This window comes from Shewanella hanedai (genome assembly GCF_007197645.1).
Classification (GTDB): Bacteria; Pseudomonadota; Gammaproteobacteria; order Enterobacterales; family Shewanellaceae; genus Shewanella; species Shewanella hanedai.
This window is the reverse complement of sequence record NZ_VKGK01000005.1, coordinates 1-16,590: the sequence shown is the minus strand read 5'-3', so window position 1 is coordinate 16,590 and position 16,590 is coordinate 1. Positions and strand designations below refer to the sequence as shown.

The following is a 16,590-nucleotide window of genomic DNA, read 5'->3' as shown; positions in this document are numbered from 1 at the left end:
GGGTATGACTATTAATTCATTAACTCTAGAATTTCACTTTCGATTTTATTTTTTAATCTTCGCTCTTGTACTGTTACACTCGTTAATTCTTCAAATTTTGGTTCAAATATTTCAACATTTAGATCAACAGAATCATTATCTAAAGATATTGCGGCCTTAGTAACTGACTGATAAAAATTTCTTAACACGACAAGGTTTTCACCTAAATCATGAGAGCTACCGATTAAAGAATACAGTTTACACTTTGTAGAACTGATACTATTCATCATCTCCAATACTTCAGCTTTCTTAACCCAATCATCATCATTAGCCGTAAATGCAATAAATGGAATGTCTAGGTTTTTCATTTTGTTTTTTGTCGAATCTAACGTAACCCAGTTATGTTTAAAACAATCTCTCACAAAAACTTTAGATCCCAAATTGTGCCCCTCAAAATCTAAATCTTCAGGCAAGTCTTCAATTTCTAATTGTAAGTAGTCATATTTTAATGACCTCTCTAACGTATCCCTCAAATTTACAACTCCCACAGCAGTCACTAAAAATGATAAATCAACATCATTTGATATTTCATAAGCAATACGAGCGGATAAACTTGCTGCAATCAAACCTAATTTATTAACGCCACGTCCTTTGAGCCATTCTATTACGATAAGCAAACTGTCTTTTCCAATCGACATTGTAAACTCATTAATATCACCACTGCTCAATCCAACATGATGAAGAGAATCATAACGGATAACATGAAAACCATTACTGGATAGGTATTCAGCTAAGCCTGCAAAATGATCCATTCTCCGAGCAAAACCAGAAGCAATAAGAATAGTGTTATTCCTTACCGCTGTATTATCCTTTGGTAACGTTTCCCATACTCTAATTTCTTTATCATCATCAAGCTGAATAACATGATCTATAGTTAAGCAAGAATTTGAACATTCCATATGATTTCCTTTTATATTATGGGACAAAAACTAAAAATTTATCTTCTTGTAAATAACGTGTTTGTTCTATTTCCACAGCAACATCTTTTGTTGTATGACTGGATGGTCTCTCTTGAGACACATAATTAACTAAATGTTGTAGAGGACGCATACCATCATGGGCACCACCAACACGAAATACATTATTCATACCTGACTCGACAATACGCTCAGCACCATATTCTGCCAGTTGGTCTCTGAACTTAAATGAGGATCCCCATGGAGTTACCGAGACAGTCTGAGTAACATTTTTATTAATAAAAGGTAGTATCTCAGAGAGTGTTGAAACATGATGAACATAAACAGATCGTGATAAAGGTTGATTTCCAAATGAATCTAAAGGGGATGTAATAATTAGCCAGCTTTGATTATCTCCCCTTCTAATGTCATAACCTGCAAATAAGCATTCTTTTTCAGTAAGACTAAAAGCCGCTTTTTCATCAAAATTTTGAAAACCTTTAGGCAAAATTTTTGCATAAAGTGTTAATTGTCTCTCAAGCTCATCAATGAACAAAGCTAATTTATTACCGATGTAATAAATATTTTGAGTTGAAAAACAGGCCTGTTGATCATAAAAACAAATATCATGAGCAACTCCAGTTGCCGCAAGGACCATATCTTCTGGATTATCAACAATGCTCAGACTCTGCTTTGGACCAAACTTTAGAATATCGATATTGTACGGTGTATGTTTAACAGCCCATTTAATGGCCTCATCTCCGCCCCAAGCGACTACGACATCAGCCTGACTCATGATGATTTTCGGTAACGAAATATCTTCACTATGTGCCCAATACATCACCGACATTGATCGCGTAATAATATGACTCGCATTGACATCGATAAAACTAGATATCAAAGCGGTTGCCGTGAATGGATCTGCCGCAGATGTTTTAATAATACATTCATTTTTAGTTAAAATAGCCCTAAGAATCGATGTCACTCCAGATAAGGGCACATTACCTGCAAGTAAATGTACTGATTTACCTTTTGGCAATGCTTTGACGTAACAATCTCCTTGAGGTATCCACTCATCAATAATATGCAATGACCCTAAATCATTTTTTACAATGTCATATAATGCACTTTTTGAACACAATAACATCGCAATCCAATTAGCTTCTAGTTTCGCCATTTCATTTGAATATCCAAGGAAGTTTTTCAGATCTCTAATATAAGTTCGACGACGTGAATACTCTTCACTTTTCCAACGTTGTCCAACCGTATACAAAAAGTTAACGACTTGATTTAAATTCAAATTGTTCTGTACTTTTATTTCTATTATTTTATCCACATGACTACTATCAATAATAGGTAGATGAACTTTACGTTCATTATTTAACGTTAACTCTCTAATTTCATTATCGGGATCATCTTGAATGACGCCTCCGATTATCATTGGAACATACTTAATCATTAACATACCTCAGTATAATTGATAGTTCTATATTGTTAATATTACTAGCCCTTGATAAATTTACGTTGTGACTTTTTACTTCCATTATTAAATGGTGTTTTTAAATACGTATTAATGTAATGTTAACTGTCATAGTTTGACCTAATATTAACACATGACAGCATGTTTAAAATCGTCATTAATAGGCATTGACAATACAACTGACTTAGTACATCCCAACAAATGAACTTGTTGATCACCAATACGATTACAAGGGATTTTAATTCGTTTTAGAAATCGCTCAATCGCTGTAGATGTCACCGAAACGTATTCTTTTATTCCATGGTTTACTGCATGAATGTATATTGCTTCAAAAAGTTTCATTGTTATCTCACTGCTTACTCCATTCATTGTTGAACTCTGCTTTTCAACTGCAAACCGACTTAATTCAATAATAGTAGGATCATTAGGTATATCTTGGTCACCAAGCAACTTTAAAAATACTGTTCTTAACATATAATCTCCTGTTGTTGGCAGTAACCGCCAACAACCATAAATTTTTTCAGTATCATCGCAAGCATATATATATGCAGCATCCACATTGTCATAGTTATCTGACTCCAGACCATTTACAGAAGCCAGCCCCCATTGCAACCTTAGCACAAATACTTGATAGCGCAGCTTTAACAACCCAAGGTATTCATTCTTTGGAATAGTGATAAAGTTTGATTTCTTTATGATAATTTGCATATATACTCCTTTCAAAACCACTATAACAAGCGAGTATATCTTTTAAGCCTGTACGATATTACAGGGTTACAACTCTTATAAAACGATTACTTACTTCACACCACCTACTACTTTAGTTTTAAAATTAAGATACAGATACAGATTAGTAAACTAGACATGCTATAGTTACCAAATACTATATCATTATAAAAAGTAAGGGAAATAAATGGATTTTTTCAAAATGGATGCCGTATATGAAATCAATGATAACCTTCGTTTATCTGAAAATGATAATGACCTCAACGCTTGCCTCACAAAATTAGCCCTTCTCCTTGACTGTGAATACTATCTATTTGCTATACTGAATCCAGTATCAATATTTAAATCAGACTTATATATTTTAGATAATTACCCTTCATGTTGGAAAAAATATTACAACGATGAGAAACTAATTGATTACGATCCTATTATTGATTATAGCGCTTCTAATTACGCTCCAATAATTTGGAGTATGTTGGAACAAAGTAAATGGGATAAAAACAAAACAAATGTAATTGAAGAAGCAAAAAATTCAAATCTTAAATCAGGATTTAGCTTTCCTGTTCATACAAAAAATAATAGCTTTGGAGTAATTAGTTTTGCCAATTCAAATAATGAAAAAACATTAATATCTTTACATTCAAACTCTTACTCTTATGTTTTACTCGTTCTTCCTGAACTTTTAGACAGCCATCAAAGAATTAATAAAAATATTGGCAATACTTGCACACAGTTAACACCAAGAGAGAAAGAATGCCTAGCTTGGATAAGTGAGGGAAAAACAACCTGGGAAATATCTAAAATACTAGATTGCTCTGAAAGAACAGTATCTTTTCATATAACCAATTTACAAACTAAACTTGGTACAAATAATCGCAGTCAAAGTATCTCAAAATCTATCCTAACAGGGGTCATGAATCCATTCCCTTTGTAATACTTCATACTATTCATCACAATCCTGTATAATCTTACTTAATAGATCACACTAAAAAAACACTATAATTATAACCGCCCCCATACGCATAAACACAAAATTCATTAAATAATTTAAGAGTTTATTAATATCACAGTGTTCAATAATTAAAAAAATTACACACCCAATTGTTAATGATTTTGCGCAGTTATTGCCATTGAGTTTGATTGTAATGACATAATACGATTTTACTCATTAGCCAACGCTATTTCATATCAAGCGTTATTTGTTGCAATCACAAGATAGGGTGCAATTTGTTTTTGCTAAAAGATTATTGGGAGATATTGATACTATACCTGCAGCGAAACTTGCTAAACAAAATGCCCCGCTTAACGGCATCTATCTGGATCCGTTGAGGTGCTAAAGAACCCAACTCACCAGAGAAATGCGCTATGGGATTAATACTACTGGGTATTGGCTTTCTATTTATGATTGGCGCGGTAGTGCAAATGAATGAAGATCCAACCGTTAAATATGTTCAAAACCAAGTGCCACTTAAATCTTTAATTTCAAATTATGTTTGCTGACATCTTAATAATCATTACCCCTAATTTAGGCTAAGCAAATCAGCACACTTTTACGCAACACTTTAATAACTATCGTGCTACTGTATCAAGTGTTCTTTTGGGGCCGTATATTATTAGACAAAATCTATTTTCATTTGGAGAGTTTCATGGTTTCATTTTTTATATCCGCATTCATTTTAGTACTGCTAATTAGCTTAATTCTTATCTATTTTACTCCATTGTATCTCTATCAACTCTTAACCCACACCACTCGTTATCTCTCAGGGCTCAGCCGAAAAGAGATCACTCTCCTTGAAAAGCGTTATGTATATCTAGATAACGCAAATGAACACTATCAAATAAACAGTAAGCCAATACTCCTTATGCCCCATGGCTTTACCGCCAATAAAGATAACTGGCTTCAAATGTCGTTATTTTTAAAGAAAAAATATCGAATCATTGCATTAGATTTACTTGGACATGGTGAGAGTGATGCACCACTTGATGCAGACTACTGCATTGAAGCTCAGGTTAAGCGTGTGCATTTGTTTGTTTCCGAGCAAAAATTAGCTCCTTTTCATATACTCGGTAGCTCTATGGGAGGGCAGATCGCAGCAACCTATGCTGCTCTATTTCCAGAAGAGATTTTATCGGTCACGTTATTTGATAATGCTGGAATCGACAGCCCAATTAAGAGTGATATGTTTCAAGACTTGGCCTCTAACCGCCCCAACCCTTTGATTGATTGTACCAATCCAATTGAATACTTTAATTACACTTTCTATAAATCTGGCCTTATTCCCAAATCTTTAAAACAAACACATTTAGCACTTCAGGCGCATAAAAAACAATTACATCACAAGATATTTGCTGATTTTCACAACAATGATCTCCTTCCTTACTTAGATAAAATTCAGGTTCCAGTATTGATTGTATGGGGGGAGGAAGACAGAATTTTAGATAAAAGTGCACTCGATAAAATCTGTCCTTTACTCAGTAATGTTCAGGTCGTATTACTGAAGAATATTGGGCACCTTCCCATGGTAGAAGTCCCAAAAAAGAGTGCAGCTTTATTTAATAAATTTGTTAAACAACTAGACGTAAATAATGAGAAGCCACTTGGATAAAAATACTGTCAGCGTCAATACATTCAACAAGACCTTAGTATTAACGATCTTTTTATCATTGCAATACGAAAATAAATACGAGCACATGGACTTAGCTCATATACAGGCACTTAGTTAATATCACTCGACCCAGTATGTGAATAATATGACGAGTATCATAACCTCCTGCTTAATATCATTAAGATACAGCAAGAGGTATGGGTACATTATAAACTTGGGGACGTTTAATTTATGACGCGTTCACTTTGACGAAATCACTTTCTCGAGCAAATTGAAGCGCTTGGTCACATAGCTTAATTTGCTTATCTGTACTGGCAGATTGAAATTTAGCAATATGCTCATCTAAAAGCTTGCTGGTGTCTTTTGACATAATCATTGCCTCAATGCCAGCATCTTGATGTGCTTTCATTGACTGACTCACAATAGAACCTTCAATCTGCATATCATTTTGGCTGTAAATGGTTGTGCAGATCATCAAACTTGCCATGCCAAGCGCGACCTCTGTATCAAGGTTTTGGGCGGATGCGGGTGCTGAAGCCAGAAATAAACAGTTAACTAGACCGACTAGTAGTATTTTTTTCATTACGATAGATCCTATTCTCATTCCATCAATATATCGATTATCTAGATGATATTACAAAGCATTTACGACGCATGTGATTCGTAATGCTTTGAGCGCAGAGGCTAGCATGTATGGTAAAGTTAGGTATGTGATGCAGGACGAGATCCGTCATTAACAATTTGTTTTTGTGCTGTTTATCACGATTCACTTAATGGAGTTTACAAGGTTAAAACGGGGGGGATGTCGCGCGGCTTACACTTGCAATGAATACAGCTCCAATATTTCCAAGGCATATTCGTGGAAACCGTGAACCACTCACTTTAAGATTGGTAGCTATGTTCAAGGGGAAAAGTAATGGTAATTTCAGTCCCTTTACCCACTTCACTGCTACAAGCTACTTCACCTTTAAGTACATGCGTAGCTAAATTAAACACAATATAGAGACCTAAGCCACTTGCACCAGAACCTCGGCGGGTGGTAAAAAAAGGTTCAAACACCATCGCTAATGTTTCAGCTTCCATACCACAACCATTATCGTGAAAACTGATACTCATTTTATTTTCAACTTTATTAACACCAATCGATATGTGGCCATCAACACCTTTTTCGAAAGCATGAGTCATAGAGTTAAGCATCAGCTCTTTCAACACTTGCTTTAATGTCTCCGGGTAGGTTTCAAGGGTGAGTTCTTTATCTCCCTCAATGGTTATCTGATGGTGAGTCATATCTAACGCAGGTAAAATTTGCACAATAATTTCATCAATGTGCGCCATGACATTGAGTACTGACAGTTCCTCTGTCGACACATCCACCGCAACTAATTTAAACTTCTTAATCAAATTAGATGCTCTATCGAGATTAGAAAGTAGCATCTCAGCCCCTTGAATCGAACAGTCAATAAAAGCAGATAAATCGTCAGCATCCAATGACTCATCATTAAAGCTTTGGCTTATTCGACGTGTTTCCTCTTCAATAAACGATGCCGCTGTCACACACACTCCTATAGGAGTATTGAGTTCATGAGCCACTCCAGCAACCAAACGCCCTAAAGACGCCATCTTTTCAACTTTAACCAGCTTATCTTGAGTCGTTAACAAGTGCTCAATCGACTCTTGTAATTCTTTGGTTCTCTCTTTAACCGTCTCTTCCAAATTCTCCTTATGTACTTTTAGTTCCTCTTCTGCTTTTTTCTTGGTTTTATACGCGTTATCTAACCTGAGTCGCTCTTTATAAAGCTCTAAGAACACGCAAACCTTACTTTTTAGTATCTCATCATTGATAGGTTTAACTAGATAATCTACCGCCCCGTTCATGTAACCTTTAAACTCAAAGGCTTCATCGCGAGCAAAGGCAGTGATAAAAATCACGGGAATATGAGATGTTTTAGGATGGTCTAGAATAAGTGAGGCTGTTTCAAACCCGTCCATACCCGGCATTTGAACATCCATTAAAATAAGGAAAAAGTCTTGCTTATGTACGATAGCCAGCGCTTTAAGCCCTGAACTTGCTTTGACTATATCTAAGTTCAACGGCGCTAATATCCGTTCATACACTCTCAGGTTATTGGGTTCGTCATCAACCACAAGTATCTTAGGACGAAGCTCACTCATCAGTCTCGCCTCCATTAACCACAGTAGAGTTTAAAAGATCTTGAATCAAGAATTGCCCCAACGCTTCTAAAGGAATGATTTTATCTACGTCAACCAATTCTATGGCAGCTTTTGGCATCACATCAACCTCGGCAGTTTGAGGAGCTTGAACAATGGCATATCCTCCATACTCCTTAATCGTTTTCAATCCTTGGCTTCCATCTGAACTGGCTCCTGTAAGTATAAGTCCAATCAGATGATTTTTGTAGCAAGATGCAGCAGATTGAAATAAGACATCAATGGAGGGAATTGAAAAGTTCACTGGCGGATCGATACTTAAACTCAAGGTTTTATCCCTTTCAACGAGCAAATGATAACCAGCGGGAGCAATATAAACATGAGCTGGCAAAATGGCTTCACCAGGTTCTGCCTCCTTTACTCTCACGGCTGACAACTTATTTAAATATTCATCCAAAAAATGATCCGAATCTCGATGACGATGCTGCACGATAAGAATTGCGATAGGATAATTTAACGGTAGACAGGACAAAATACCCGACAACGCATGTAAGCCACCAGCTGAAACCCCGACCACCATGGCTTCAAACATACATCTTCCTCCTAAAAATTCGCTCTTTTTTACTGAATGTCTCAAATGATGTTTTAACCTCACTAAAATCAATCGTCTCTTTGTCTCCGAGTAATAGGAACCCCCGAGCAATTAAACTCTCTTTAAAGAGTGCCAGCACCTTGTCTTGTAATTTAGGGTTAAAATAGATGAGCACATTTCGACAAACAATGAGATGCATCTCTGCAAAAGCTTGATCTTTCATTAGATTATGATTGGCGAAAGTGATGTGTTCTTTCAGGGATTCAGCCATTTTGGCTGAGCCAAATTTAGCTTGATAGTAATCTGCAAATGACGCTTTACCACCTGCAGCAAGATAACTCTCGGTATAACTTTGCATCTTCTCAGCCGGATAGATCCCCTTTTTGGCAATATCGAGTGAATGATTATTATAGTCAGTGGCATAGATGCGAGTTCGTTCAAGTAAGCCCTCCTCCTTAAGCATAATCGCCATCGAATAAACCTCCTCACCAGTCGCACATCCGGCATGCCAGATATTGACTCGTGAATACGTTTTCAATTGAATAAAGACTTCCTGCCTAAGTTTTTTAAACACTTTAGGATCGCGAAACATCTCAGTCACCGTAACCGACATATCCCGGAGAAACAGTTCAAAAAACGCTGTTTCATGCATCACTCTCGGTACCATTTCAGAAATTGAGTTCAAATCGGATTGCTGAACTCGGTGTAATATCCTTCGCTCTAATGAAGCTTTTGAATAATCTCTAAAATCATACCCATAACGAAAGTATATTGCCTCAAGCAGCTGATGTATTTCAAACTCCTGCATATCCTCAGGCTTCATAGCAAGCATGCTTAACCTCCAATGTTAATGCTTAAATAACCAAATTCGCATAATAGACAACAATTTTTCAAAATCTATTGGCTTAGTCAGATACTCAGAAGCACCAGATTGCAGTGATTTTCCTCTGTCTTCCGGCATGGTTTTAGCGGTTAAGGCGATAATTGGAAGTTTTTTATAATGGCTCATCTCTCTTATCAATTTAATCGCTTCATCACCATCCATCTCAGGCATCATGGTATCCATCAATACCAACTCAAAATGTTTTTCTTCAGCTAACTGCTCCACAGCTTCCTGACCATTGTGTGCCATGTCTACCTCAAACCCGACTTCGATTAGTTTTTTAGATAATGCATAAGTATTTCGCATATCATCATCAACAATTAACACCTTACGTCCCCGAAACATTGCATCTTCATCATGGAGCATGTGGATTGTTTTTTGGCTATCGGTATCGAATCGTGATTCTATGTCATGTAAAAACAGGGAAATATCATCCAGTAATCGCTCACCAGACCCTACACCTTTGAGTACGATGGTTGATGAGAACTTATTTAGCGCATCTTGCTCCTCATCAGTGATCTCTTTGCCTGTATAGATGATGACAGGCGGAACGCGTTCCAACTCACTGCTCTCAATCTGCTTTAACACCTCAAAACCACTGATATCCGGTAAACCTAAATCCAAAATAATGCAGTCATATTGACCAGACAGGATCTCATCAACTCCCTCAGCCCCATTATCGACACACTTGATGTCGATATCGCTGCCTTCGAGCAATCTAACAATCGAAGCCTGATTACCAGCGTCATCTTCTATAACCAGCAAATGACGTAAATCAACCGCAGAAAACCCTTTTATTTCATCAAACACAGACAACAAGGCTTCTTGACTGACTGGCTTAGTTTGTAACCCTATTGCGCCTTGAACTAATGCCGCATTCTTATCCTCATCATGAGCCGAGATCATCTCCACCGGAATGTGACGAGTCTTAAGACTGAATTTGAGTTGTTCAAGCACTTGATGACCATCAATATCGGGCAGCATAATGTCGAGAATGATGCCATTAGGTTGGTACTCTTGCGCTAAAAAGATCCCCATACGGCCATCTCCGGCAACCAGGCATTGGTAACCATGTTCTCGTGCATGATCACGTAAGATTCTGGCAAAAGCGGGGTCATCATCAATAACGAGTAATCGAGGTTCACCATCTTGCAAATTATTTCGATCATCAGGAATAAATTCTGGATAAGGCTGCATAACAGAATCTGAATGGTGAATATCTTCCGACAATGGGTTTGGCTCAGACTCAATTGCCTCGACTTGATCTGCCGCAAATTTTACATCGGAGACAATCGCGCCACCCTCACCTTTTCCCTCTACTCCATCGGCATCAAACGCGTTCGGCAGGAACAAGGAAAAAGTACTGCCTTCATTGGGGATACTCTTAAGTTGAATTTCTCCGCCCAATAAACGAGTCAGCTCTCTGGCAATTGTCAATCCGAGCCCTGTGCCACCGTACTTTCGACTCGTTGATCCATCTTGTTGTTGAAAGGCTTCAAAGATAGCCTGCAGTTTGTTGTTGGGAATGCCTATTCCGGTGTCAACAACCGCAAATGACAACGCACTATTTGCATCTAAACTGCTATGGGAAAAAGTGTGGTTTGCCACAGGATAGCCAATTTTTAACGTCACAGAGCCAGTTTCGGTAAACTTGAGTGCATTTGAGAGTAAGTTTCTCAAAATTTGTTCGATCCGTTGGCCGTCACTACTGACCGAAGCTGGTAGTTGCTCATCAATTTCTATGTAAAATGCTAAATCTCGGCTCTTAGCGATAGGGTCAAAAACTTGCTTCAAATTCCGGCACAATACGGCAATATTCACCTCTTCGATGTGAATTGACAACTTACCTGCTTCGACTTTTGAAAGGTCCATAATATCGTTAATCAAACAGAGGAGATTGTTGCCACCATCGAAGATAATTTGTGCATCTTCAACTTCAACTTCGTCTAAATGCTGACTCTTATTATCCGCTAGCCCTTTGGCTAATAAGAGTAAACTGTTAAGCGGGGTTCTAAGTTCATGACTCATATTGGCTAGAAATTCAGATTTATATTTACTGGCCAACGCCAGTTCATCGGCTTTAACGGTAAGATCGGCTTTTGCGGCTTCGATTTCATTTTTCTGTCGTTTAAGGAATACCTGTTTCTCCTCCAACTCCTCATTCGACACTCTAAGTTCCTCAGTCTGCTGCTTTAACTCCTCTTCTGAAGTTTTCAGCAACTGAGTTTGCTCTAACAAACTCTCATTTGAACTCCTGAGTTCCTCCTGCTGAGTCTGCAGTTTCTCCGATTGATTCTGTGTTTCTAGTAGCAAAGTCTGTGTTTTCTGCTGATTTCTCAGGTTATTGATCACAATGCCCAGATTACTTGAGATAAGCTCGATAACGTCAACTTGCCCATCACTGAACTCCTTAAATGAAGCCAGTTCAATCACCCCTATCAACTCATCTTCAAACAACACAGGAACCACCATCACATTAAGAGGAGTGCTTTGACCTAACCCTGAGTGTATTTGGATATAATCCCCAGGCACTTGTGTCAGGAGTATGGTTTTCTGCTCTTTTGCGCATTGCCCCACCAACCCCTCACCAATAGCAATAAAGGATAAAACCGCTTTTCTTTTCTTAAATGCATAGCTTCCAGATAAACGTAAACCATCATCTTCTTGCTCATACGTATAGATAACCCCGTGGCCGGCTTTCATCATCTCAGCTAATGCAGAGATGATATTGTCCGCCATGTCCATGAGGTCGGATGCTCCTTGGGTTAGCTCATTAATTTTAGATACTTGACTCTTAAGTTCATTTTGTTTTAACAAGTCTTCATTGGTTTTTTGCAGATCACTCTCATATTGTTTTTCTTTAGTGATGTCTCGTACAAAACCGGTAAATATAACCTCTCCCTCTTGCTCAACTTCACCAATAGTCAGAAAAATGGGGAAGGTACTGCCATCTTTCTTTAAACCAATAACCTCCCTGCCTTTACCCATTATTTTCTTAATGCCTGTGGTTAAGTAATTATTTAGGTAACTGTCATGTTCATCAGAAAAGGATTTTGGCATCAAGGCATTAATCCGTTTTCCCATCAACTCTTCACTGTTATATTGAAACAGGGATTCCGCCGCATGATTACAGGCAATGATGACGCCTTCGGTAGTGATTGATAAGATCGCATCTAGGCAGGTATCAACGATGCCTTGGTTGAGGTTCAAGCTACTTGATAAAGAGGCATTTCGCTGCTTTATCTGGTCCTTCATTTCATATAAGGCAATACCTAATCTATCTTTATCACTCTTAAACACTATCTCTTTGCTAAAATCCTCTTTTGCTATCGCATTAGCTTGATCTGCAACACGATTTAAGTTTTCCAACATCTCCTTTAGTGCAATGCCTAAGGCATCTTTTTCAGAAGCCAGTTTCACAATCTGATCTAACTCACCAACGGCTATTTTCTGCGCCAGATCAGTTTTATCTTTCAGCGTCACCATCATCCGCTTCATTTCAGCAAATATGCCTTTTGCCACCCCATCAGCTTTTAACTCAACACTGAGATCGCCAGTAGACACTTTTCTCGCTATCTCAGCGATATACGCAGGTTCTCCACCTAGCTGATCCACGATGTTTTTTGTTAATCTAAACGCAATACCGAAACCGATAATAATCGCTAATAGCGTGCCAAAAATAGTGATATTTATGAGTAAAGACTCTGTGCTCTCTAAGGAGTTCTGACGCACATCCAGCAATGCTAACTCCCGCTTTTTAAAGATTTCGATCTGACTGCGGAATTTATCGAAATACGTCTTTCCTTTCGCTTCTCCCACCAATTTAGCCATATCGTCCATCGTTTTTGCATCACCGATCTCTCTACGCAGTAATATTTGTGCTTCTACTACTTCGTTAATCCAACGATCAATAATCATTTCACTATCAACTAACAGTGATACCTGCTCTGGCTCATTGGCGACTAACATTGATAAAAGAGCAATTAACTTATGGAAACGGCCATTGCCCTCAGTATAAGGGTCAAGAAAGCGCTCTTGACCCGCCAGTAGGAAACCACGCATACCTGTTTCCATATCTACCGCAGCAGCAAAAATACTCTGCGCCATGATGATAGATCTATAAGCTTCGCTCTCTAATGCTTCAAGCCGCTTCAGAACATCTGCGCTGGTGTTCGACTCAATCTTTTTATGAATGTTATTAACGATAACTTGCTCACGCTCTATAAAAGTATTCATTTGAGATCTAAATTGATCGAAGAACTCCTTACCACGTGCTTTTTTTATGACAACAGCCATATCATTCATTGTTTTCGCATCACCAATCTCAGACCTTAATGCAATAACGGGTACACTCACCTCTTTGCGCCATTCATCAATATTAGTGGAGATATCTAACAGAAGTGCCACCTGCTCAGGGTTATCTTTAACATCAGATGTAAGCGAATTAATCAGCTCATTGAAATTCTTATTCCCTTTTTCGTATGGGGCTAAAAATGCTCCTTTACCCGCCAACAGGTATCCCCTCATACCTGTTTCCATATCAACAGCTGTCGTTTCAATCTTTGCCGCTTTTTCCAGTACAGCATGTGTATGCTCTACCCAGTACAGATCATCTTCTAAAGATTTAACGCTAACAAACACCACTAACGCAATAACCAGCATAAACGACAAGATAACGGCATAACTCATCAGCAGTTGGGTTCTAAACTTAAGCTCGGTCAACATATTCTCACTCCCGAATTCATGCTTAAACAGCCAAATTCGCATAACGGACAACTATTTTTCAAAATCGCACGGTTACATCAGAGGTGCAAAAAGACTGTAGACTCAAATTTTTTCAGTGTGATTGACTCATATCCAACCATTTCAGGCATGGTGATATCCATCTACATCACAATCATCACATAACCTCGACTTAGCGACATATGCACGACCATATCCCCTGAGTTAACGTTAAACAGATACGATTACTTTGAGTGCTATCTAAAAGCATAGTTAATAAGTCTCGTTATGAAAGAAAACTGATGCGACTTAAGCTAGTTAGGTTAAAAAGTAACGGCTCAACGAAAGGCTTTTTCCCAAGCCGTTCTAATCAACAACACTGGCTTGTATTTTCAGAGGGATATCCTTAGAGTAAAGCTAATATAAAACACTGTCTGACTGCACTTTAGGTGTATAAAACCTTTAAAGAGGCTTTTGTGGAAAAACTAACACTCCTTATCGACTTCTTATTAACCCATAAGCTTTTACTCACCGTACTCATCATCATCTTAATTTCAGCAATTAAGCGCCTTGTTATCCATAACATTCGTGGTGACGTTGCATTTTTAAGCGAAACTCAGCGTAAATGGATGTCCAGAACCAAGAATGGCTCTTTCATTTTACTCATCGTTATTCTGTTTATGCTTTGGCAAACGGAAATCAATAAATTTGCGCTATCCGTCACAGCTATCGCCATTGCGATAGTTGTTGCGTCTAAGGAAATTATTCTGTGTTTTACAGGATCGATTCAAAGAGCGAGTTCACGATCTTTTGTCATAGGAGATTGGATTGAGATGGGGTCGTTATGCGGGGAGGTCATTGAACACAACTTAATGGCGACGGTTATTCAAGAAATTGACCTACACCACGGTCAATATCACTTCACGGGTAAAACCGCGACTTTTCCAAACAGCACGTTTTTTACCTATCCAGTAAAAAACCTTAATTTCATGAAACGCTATGTTTATCATGACTTTAAAATAACAGTGATTGAGTTTGTAAACCTATACCCACTGTTTCCAGATCTGTTGGTTAAAATTGAACAACATTGTGAAGACTTCTTTGAGGTGGCAAAACGCTACAATAGCGTCATAGAAAGGCATGCTGGCGTCGACTTACCCGGTGCGGAGCCACACATCCATATCAATAGTGGGGCAACAGGAGAGCAAAATGTGCATATTATGATTTTTTGTCCCACTGAACGCGCATCTCATTTGGAGCAGTTGATCCGCGAAGACTTTATGGTTGCCTACCATCAAGCCTTTGGAAAATAATACTCCCCTCTATATCGAACACGCTCCATAAACTTGTAATGACTCGATGAGTGACAAATTTATGGAGCTGCAGCAGCCTTAACCAGAAAATGCATTACTGCAAAACTGCCGATAAAGGCCAGAATTTCTGTATTTACTGTGTTCGGGATTAAATCTCAATTGTGTACACAGCAAATCTTGACGGCCAAGTGATTTGGCATCAACTAGCGCCAGTCTTAGTACTTTCGGCTGTAATGTAGTTATCTGAAACTGCGAAAACAGTAACTCACGTTCATTACCGTCAAGAATATCCCAGTGTTGCAGTAATACTTTAAGCACACCAGTGTTCACATCATCAATATAGGGACCGGTATTAATCGCCTGATCAATATAGTGTTTGGTTTTTGCTGTATAGCCTTCAACAAAATTATTTAGCCGTGCCAAATCTACCCAAGGATCAGGCCACATAGGCCTTAACTTAGTTGATGCCAAATACCACTGCTCTATTTGAGGTAAGCTTTCAACAGACTCAAAACCTTCAGATACGCCCCAGTGGTGTATTCGGCCAAGCATATGAATATAATGCGGATGAGATGGATCTAATCGGCTGGCAGTTGTGATCGCATCTAATGCCTCAATGTAATCATCTTCATTAGGTATCGTTCCGACTTTTGCCCAGTGATTAAGTGCAAACTCCGCCTTATAATACCAAGCACTCGCGCTACCACGATAAAACGCACTTCCCATGCCATAAACACAAAGCAGTAATAAAAGTGCAGCAAAGAACTTTTTTTTCATAAATGGTAGCAACCCTAATAAAATGCAGACACGGAGAAAGGCAAAATCAACAAAAGTACGTTCCAAAGAGCTGGTCGGTAATGTTCCAGACATGATCCGACATTTCCTCCATATATGGAGGTCAGATACCGGCCTTCGCCGGGATGACGAGCGAATAACCCCCGCCATCCGCCATCCGTTATCCGTGAGCGAAGCGTTCCGTTATCCGTCATCCTGAATAACCCCCGTCATCCTGAACTCGTTTCAGGATCCAGCTTTTCCCGTCCTTGATCCCTAATCCGCAGTCTGTACGCTCTAAGATAAAAGCTACTCACCACAGAGAACACGGAGACCACGGAGAAAGGCAAGATCAACCAGAGTACGTTCTAAAGAGCTGGATCCCGGCCT

12 protein-coding genes are annotated in these 16,590 nt (G+C 38.5%); 3 read left to right on the top strand and 9 right to left on the bottom strand.

The genetic code is table 11. The features are described 5' to 3' along the window. Nucleotides 1-11: 11 nt before the first annotated feature. The 3 genes from FN961_RS05650 to FN961_RS05640 all read right to left on the bottom strand — a co-directional run bounded on the left by FN961_RS05650 (nt 12) and on the right by FN961_RS05640 (nt 3,123). Entirely contained in the window at nt 12-938 is a 927-nt protein-coding gene (locus FN961_RS05650) for an acyl transferase (RefSeq protein WP_143563587.1), read from the bottom strand. Nucleotides 939-954: 16 nt separating this feature from the next. Next, the gene (gene luxC, locus FN961_RS05645; RefSeq protein WP_143563586.1) at nt 955-2,394 is read right to left on the bottom strand and encodes a long-chain-fatty-acyl-CoA reductase LuxC; all 1,440 of its coding nucleotides are present in this window, start codon (nt 2,392-2,394) and stop codon (nt 955-957) included. Between the two features lie 147 nt (nt 2,395-2,541). Next, nucleotides 2,542-3,123 carry an acyl-homoserine-lactone synthase gene (locus FN961_RS05640; protein WP_143563585.1) on the bottom strand — a complete coding sequence of 194 codons (582 nt, stop codon included), beginning with the start codon at nt 3,121-3,123 and terminating at the stop codon, nt 2,542-2,544. Nucleotides 3,124-3,328: 205 nt separating this feature from the next. Here FN961_RS05640 and FN961_RS05635 point away from each other — a divergent pair, with 205 nt between their 5' ends. Beyond that, nucleotides 3,329-4,075, top strand: a complete 747-nt coding sequence (locus FN961_RS05635; protein ID WP_143563584.1) for a LuxR family transcriptional regulator — start codon at nt 3,329-3,331, stop codon at nt 4,073-4,075. A 712-nt stretch (nt 4,076-4,787) separates the two neighbouring features. Continuing rightward, nucleotides 4,788-5,747, top strand: a complete 960-nt coding sequence (locus FN961_RS05625) for an alpha/beta fold hydrolase (RefSeq protein WP_143563583.1) — start codon at nt 4,788-4,790, stop codon at nt 5,745-5,747. Nucleotides 5,748-5,976: 229 nt separating this feature from the next. Here FN961_RS05625 and FN961_RS05620 read toward each other — a convergent pair whose 3' ends face one another. From FN961_RS05620 to FN961_RS05600, 5 genes are all read right to left on the bottom strand, one after another. Continuing rightward, on the bottom strand, nt 5,977-6,330 hold the full coding sequence (locus tag FN961_RS05620) for a hypothetical protein (RefSeq protein WP_143563582.1): 354 nt from the start codon (nt 6,328-6,330) through the stop codon (nt 5,977-5,979). 299 nt (nt 6,331-6,629) lie between these two features. Further along, on the bottom strand, nt 6,630-7,919 hold the full coding sequence (locus FN961_RS05615) for a hybrid sensor histidine kinase/response regulator (RefSeq protein ID WP_143563581.1): 1,290 nt from the start codon (nt 7,917-7,919) through the stop codon (nt 6,630-6,632). Then, nucleotides 7,912-8,508 carry a chemotaxis protein CheB gene (locus FN961_RS05610; protein WP_143563580.1) on the bottom strand — a complete coding sequence of 199 codons (597 nt, stop codon included), beginning with the start codon at nt 8,506-8,508 and terminating at the stop codon, nt 7,912-7,914. The genes FN961_RS05615 and FN961_RS05610 overlap by 8 nt, the downstream gene beginning before the upstream one ends. Then, nucleotides 8,501-9,340: a CheR family methyltransferase gene (locus tag FN961_RS05605; protein ID WP_185972737.1), complete on the bottom strand. Its 840-nt coding sequence runs from the start codon at nt 9,338-9,340 to the stop codon at nt 8,501-8,503. The genes FN961_RS05610 and FN961_RS05605 overlap by 8 nt, the downstream gene beginning before the upstream one ends. A gap of 15 nt (nt 9,341-9,355) precedes the next feature. Next, entirely contained in the window at nt 9,356-14,116 is a 4,761-nt protein-coding gene (locus FN961_RS05600) for a CHASE3 domain-containing protein (protein WP_143563579.1), read from the bottom strand. Nucleotides 14,117-14,589: 473 nt separating this feature from the next. Between FN961_RS05600 and FN961_RS05595 the strand changes: the two genes are divergently transcribed. Then, nucleotides 14,590-15,426 carry a mechanosensitive ion channel family protein gene (locus FN961_RS05595; protein ID WP_143563578.1) on the top strand — a complete coding sequence of 279 codons (837 nt, stop codon included), beginning with the start codon at nt 14,590-14,592 and terminating at the stop codon, nt 15,424-15,426. A 78-nt stretch (nt 15,427-15,504) separates the two neighbouring features. On the opposite strand, the gene FN961_RS05590 is transcribed toward FN961_RS05595, so the two are convergent. Beyond that, the gene (locus tag FN961_RS05590; RefSeq protein ID WP_143563577.1) at nt 15,505-16,296 is read right to left on the bottom strand and encodes a VpsP family polysaccharide biosynthesis protein; all 792 of its coding nucleotides are present in this window, start codon (nt 16,294-16,296) and stop codon (nt 15,505-15,507) included. Between the last annotated feature and the right edge of the window lie 294 nt (nt 16,297-16,590).